The 5,534-nt window shown below is 71.1% G+C and carries 5 protein-coding genes; all 5 read right to left on the minus strand.

Annotation, left to right across the window (positions count from 1 at the left end; genetic code table 11):
* Positions 1 to 4 precede the first annotated feature (4 nt).
* The 5 genes from ACFXA3_RS33995 to ruvB all read right to left on the minus strand — a co-directional run bounded on the left by ACFXA3_RS33995 (position 5) and on the right by ruvB (position 5,284).
* Entirely contained in the window at positions 5 to 556 is a 552-nt protein-coding gene (locus ACFXA3_RS33995) for an adenine phosphoribosyltransferase (protein ID WP_385193288.1), read from the minus strand.
* Positions 553 to 1,608: a protein translocase subunit SecF gene (gene secF, locus ACFXA3_RS34000; RefSeq protein WP_385193290.1), complete on the minus strand. Its 1,056-nt coding sequence runs from the start codon at positions 1,606 to 1,608 to the stop codon at positions 553 to 555. Before secF ends, ACFXA3_RS33995 begins: the two co-directional genes overlap by 4 nt.
* Before the next feature lie 3 nt (positions 1,609 to 1,611).
* Complete coding sequence (secD, locus tag ACFXA3_RS34005) at positions 1,612 to 3,399, minus strand: protein translocase subunit SecD (RefSeq protein ID WP_385193292.1); 1,788 nt, start codon at positions 3,397 to 3,399, stop codon at positions 1,612 to 1,614.
* Positions 3,400 to 3,552: 153 nt separating this feature from the next.
* The gene (yajC, locus tag ACFXA3_RS34010) at positions 3,553 to 4,059 is read right to left on the minus strand and encodes a preprotein translocase subunit YajC (protein ID WP_385193295.1); all 507 of its coding nucleotides are present in this window, start codon (positions 4,057 to 4,059) and stop codon (positions 3,553 to 3,555) included.
* A 163-nt stretch (positions 4,060 to 4,222) separates the two neighbouring features.
* On the minus strand, positions 4,223 to 5,284 hold the full coding sequence (gene ruvB, locus ACFXA3_RS34015; protein WP_385193298.1) for a Holliday junction branch migration DNA helicase RuvB: 1,062 nt from the start codon (positions 5,282 to 5,284) through the stop codon (positions 4,223 to 4,225).
* Positions 5,285 to 5,534 lie beyond the last annotated feature (250 nt).

Here is a 5,534-nt window from a genome sequence, read left to right on the forward strand (position 1 = left end):
GTCGTCAGACGATGATGAGTGCGTCCAGCGGGGCGCCCGCAAGGGCGCCGGCCAGCCGCTCGCGGCCCGGCAGGAACGACAGCTCCATCAGGACCGCCACGCCGGCGACCTCCGCGCCGGCCCGCCGGATCAGCGAGAGCGAGGCGTCGGCGGTGCCGCCGGTGGCCAGGACGTCGTCGATGACCATGATCCGGTCACCGGGCACCAGGTCCTCGGCGTGGACCTCGATCTCCGCGGTGCCGTACTCCAGCTCGTAGGACTGCGCGAGCGTGGCGCCCGGCAGCTTCCCGGCCTTGCGCACGGGCACGAAGCCGATGCCCGCCTGGACCGCCACCGGCGCCGCGAGGATGAACCCGCGCGCCTCCAGCCCGACGATCTTCGTCGCGCCGTACTGCCCGGCGAGCTCCACCAGCGTGTCCGTCAGGGCCGCGAAGGCCTTCGGGTCGGCCAGCAGCGGGGTGATGTCCTTGAACATCACGCCCGGCTTCGGGTAGTCCGGTACGTCCTTGATCCGGCTGAGCAGCAGCTCGCGCGCCTCGGGGGACAGCGGGCTCACCGGCGCCGTCCCGCCCGGCCCTGGGCCACGACCTGCGGGGACTCGGCCTCGTAGCCCTCGTCCTCCGGGGACTCGCCCTTCGCCGCGGCGGCCGCGCGCTTGGCGAGCACCCGCTTCTTCAGGGCCTTCATCGCCGGCTCGCGCTCCTTGAGGTCCACGACCAGCGGGGTCGCGATGAAGATCGAGGAGTACGCACCGGCCGCGAGGCCGACGAACAGCGACAGCGAGATGTCGTTCAGCATGCCGGCGTCCAGGAGGCCGCCGCCGATGAAGAGCAGGGCCCCGACCGGGAGCAGCGCCACGACGGTGGTGTTGATCGAACGGACCAGGGTGCCGTTGATGCTGCGGTTGGCGATCTCGCTGAACGTGTACCGGGTCTGCTTGGTGATGTCCTTCGAGCCCTCCTTCAGACCGTCGAAGACGACGACGGTGTCGTAGAGGGAGTAACCGAGGATCGTCAGCAGACCGATCACGGTGCCCGGCGTGACCTCGAAGCCGACCAGCGCGTACACGCCGACGGTGATCGTGAGGTCGTGGATCAGGGCGATCAGCGCGGCGACCGCCATCCGCCACTCGAAGGCGATGGCGAGGTAGATCACCACGAGGACCATGAAGATCCCGAGGCCGGTCCAGGCCTTGTTCGCGATCTGGTCGCCCCAGCTGGGGCCGACCAGGTCCGCGTTGATGTCGGCCTCGGGCACCTTCAGGTCGGCCGCGAGCTTGGTCTTGACGGCGTTGGCCTGGGCGGGGTCCAGACTCGAGATCTGGATGCGCAGGGTGCCGTTGCCGAGCTTCTGGACGATCGCCTGGTGGCCGGAGGCCTTCTCGGCGTCCTCGGTGGCCTGGGTCACCGACACCGCGGTCTTCGGCGTGGTGAAGACCGCGCCGCCCTTGAACTCGATGCCCATGTTGAGGCCCTGAACGGCCAGGGCCACGATCGCCGTGATGGTGATCAGGATGGAAACGCCGTACCAGATGAAGCGCTTGCCGACGAAGTCGTAGCCGACCTCACCGCGGTACAGCTTGGCGCCGAGATCTCCCAGCTTCGACATCTCTCACGCCTCCTTTACGTCGAGGGGAGCGGTGACGGAACCGGTGCCGGAGCCGGTGCGGCGGGACCGGCGCAGCGGCGGCTTGGCGCCGAGCCGCTTCGGGTCCAGCCCGGACCAGGGGTGACCGCTGGAGAAGAACTTCGTGCGGGCCATCAGCGTCATGATCGGCTTGGTGAACAGGAACACCACGACCACGTCGAGCACGGTCGTCAGACCCAGGGTGAAGGCGAAGCCCTGCACCTTGCCGACGGTCACGATGAAGAGCACCGCGGCGGCCAGGAACGACACGAAGTCGGACACCAGGATGGTGCGCCGGGCGCGCGGCCACGCCCGCTCCACGGCGGGGCGCAGGGTGCGGCCCTCGCGGATCTCGTCGCGGATGCGCTCGAAGTACACGATGAACGAGTCCGCCGTGATGCCGATCGCGACGATCGCACCGCAGACGGCGGGCAGGTTCAGCGCGAAGCCGATGCCCTTCCCGAGCAGCGCCATGATCGTGTACGTGAGGATCGCGGACACCAGGAGGCTGACGATGGCGATGAAGGCCAGGCCCCGGTAGTACACGAGCAGGTAGATCACCACGAGGAGCAGGCCGATGGCACCGGCGATCAGGCCGGCCTTCAGCTGCTCGCCGCCGAGCGCGGCGGTGACGGTGGTGACGCTGTCCTCCTGGAAGGTCAGCGGCAGGGCGCCGTACGAGAGCATGTTGCCCAGGTCCATCGCGGACTGCTGGGTGAAGCCGCCGGAGATCTCGGCGTTGCCGCCGGTCAGCGCCTGGCTGACGGAGGGGTCGGAGACGACCTCGCCGTCGAGCACGATCGCGAACTGGTTCTGCGGCATCTGCTTGGTGGCGAGCTCACCGGTGATCTTGGCGAACTTGTCCGCGCCCTTGTCGGTGAACTGCATGGTGACGATCCACTGCCCCGACTGGGGGTTGATCTGTCCCTTGGCGTCCTTCACGTCCGTACCGGACACACCGACCGGGCCCAGGATCCACTTGCCCCAGGTGTCGCCGCGCTTGCCACAGGCCAGCGTCGGGTCCTCGGGCTTGGCGCCCTTGCCCGCCGCGGCGCGCTGCGCCTCGTTGGTGCAGTCCAGCGCGGCGAACTTCGCCTGGAGGTCGGCGGCGGCCGCCTCGATGCCCGACGGGGTCGGGCTCGGAGCCGGAGCCTTGTCGTCTGCCTTCTTCGACTCGCTCGCCGAGGGCGAGGGAGAGGCGGTGGCACCAGGGGCCTTGAGGGCCTCGCTGAGCACACGGCCCTGGGAAGTGGCGCTGGACGACGGGGTGGCCTGGGCGCTGGGCTTGGTGCTGCCTTCGGCCTTCGGGGCGCCGGAGCTGCTCGCGGAGGGGCTCGGCGTGGCCGCGGGGGCCGCCGGGGCGCCGTCGGCGAAGGCCAGGACCGGGCGGAAGTACAGCTGGGCGGTGGTACCGACCTGCTCGCGGGCCTGCTTCTCGTTCGTCCCCTTGGGGATGTTCACGATGATGTGGTCGCGGCCCTGCGTCTGGACCTCGGCCTCCGACACGCCGAGACCGTTGACGCGGCGCTCGATGATGCCGACCGCCGTGTTCATGTTGGTCTCGTTGATCGCGTCCGGCTTGCCGGGCTCGCTCTTGGCCTTGAGCGTGATGCTCGTACCGCCCGCGAGGTCGATGCCGAGGCGGGGAGTCGTCTGCTTCGTGAGGAACATCCCCGCGGTGAGCGCCACCATTGCGATCAGGATGATCGCCAGGGCGCGCCCCGGCCTCCCCTGAGCCCCCGTGGGCCGCCGGCCCTTCTTCGGTGCTGCCACCTTGTCGTATCTCCCTGTCCAACCGCCCCGCGCCGGGTCAGCGCGCGGACGGCCACGAAATGTGTGGTGGGGACCCCTGCCCCCCGCAGAAGTGTCACTGACGGGGACCGCGGCGGCCGCCGGTCAGACGCCTGCCCGGTCCCCGGCCGCGCGCTACTTCGCGCCGGCCTCGCCGTCGCCCTTGCCGTCCTTGCCGTCCTTGGGCTCCGCCTCGTCCGCGTCGTCGGCCTTGGCCTCGGTCGCCTTCGGCTCGTCCGCCGCGGGCTCGTCCTTCTTGCCCAGGTCGAGCTTCGGGGCGTCGGCCTCGTCACCCTTGTCCAGGGTGAGCGAGGAGGCGTCGTCCGGGACGACCGGCGTGTCGATCGTCAGATCATCGCCGGCGCCGTGGACGATTCGGTTGTACTCCGCGTCTTCCAGGACGGCGCCGATGGAGTTCTTCGCGTAGATCGCGTGGACACCGGGGGCCACCTCCAGGGTGACGGTGTCCTCGCCGATCTCCTTCACCGTGGCGTACATGCCGCCGATGGTGCGGACACCGGTACCGGGCGTCATGTGGTCACGCATCTGCGCGGCCGCCTGCTGCTTCTTCTTCGCGGAACGGGTCATCAGGAACATCGCCCCGATGAGCACGATGAACGGGAGGAGTGTCACGAGATTCACGGGACGGAGATCCTTCGCACGACCGCACGGGAGACGGCCTTTTCTACGGGGGTGGGCATGCCGACCTGAAGGGTCGGCATCGGCGGAGTCTAGGCGAGTCCGCACCGATGGAACAACGCCCAGCATGGCACCGCAGTTCCTGACCGGTCGAACCTCCGCGCCGTCAGGCCCCGAACAAGCCCTGTTGTCCGCTTGATCCACTCCCGGCGTGCTGCGGCGGGACGAGCCCCAGGTGAGCCCATGCGGCGGGGGTCGCGACCCGGCCCCTGGGGGTACGGGCGAGCAGGCCCTCCCGCACCAGGAACGGCTCGGCCACCTCCTCCACCGTCTCCCGCTCCTCGCCGACGGCGACGGCGAGGGTCGACAGCCCGACGGGGCCCCCGCCGAACAGCTTGAGCAGGGCTTCGAGCACGGCCCGGTCCAGCCGGTCGAGCCCGCGCGCGTCGACCTCGTACACCTGGAGGGCGGTGCCGGCCACCTCACGGGTGATCACCCCGTCGGCCTTGACCTGCGCGTAGTCGCGGACGCGGCGCAGCAGCCGGTTGGCGATGCGCGGGGTGCCGCGGGAGCGGCCTGCGATCTCGGCGGCGCCGGCCGTGTCGATCTCCACGTCGAGGAGGCGGGCGGAGCGGTGGATGACGCGTTCCAGCTCCTCGGGGGCGTAGAACTCCATGTGCCCGGTGAAACCGAAGCGGTCGCGCAGCGGCGGCGGCAGCAGGCCCGCCCGGGTCGTCGCCCCGACGAGGGTGAACGGGGGCAGCTCCAGCGGGATGGCGGTGGCGCCGGGCCCCTTGCCGACGATCACGTCGACCCGGAAGTCCTCCATGGCCATGTACAGCATCTCCTCGGCGGGCCGGGACATGCGGTGGATCTCGTCGAGGAAGAGGACCTCGCCCTCCTGGAGGGAGGACAGGATCGCGGCGAGGTCGCCGGCGTGCTGGATCGCGGGGCCGGAGGTGATCCGGATCGGCGCGCCCATCTCGGCGGCGATGATCATGGAGAGGGTGGTCTTGCCGAGGCCGGGCGCGCCGGAGAGCAGGACGTGGTCGGCGGTGGCCCCGCGCTGGCGGGCCGCCTTGAGGACGAGGTCCAGCTGCTGGCGGACCTTCTCCTGGCCGACGAACTCGCCGAGGTCCTTGGGCCGCAGGGCCGCTTCGACCGCGGTGTCCTCGCCGTCGGCGGCCGCCGCCACGATCCGGTCGTCGCTCTCGTCATCCCAGTTCACGCTGTCAGTCTGCCTTCTGCGTCGTTGCGGTGGTCGTTCCGGGTCCCCGCCCCGCCTCCCCCGCCGGCGTGCGCGGCGAGGGGCGCGTGGCGCCCGTACGGGCCCGGGCGGAGCCCTGCGGGGGCGTCTCCCGGCGGTGGCCGGGGCCGGAACGGTGCAGGGGTGCGGGGGGGGCGGGGCGCGCGGGGCGCCCCCGCCCGCCCCACCCGCCGGGTGGGGGGGAGGGGGGGTGGGAGGGGGGCGCCCCCCG

Source organism: Streptomyces sp. NPDC059456 (assembly GCF_042750055.1).
In the GTDB taxonomy this organism is placed as follows: Bacteria; Actinomycetota; Actinomycetes; order Streptomycetales; family Streptomycetaceae; genus Streptomyces.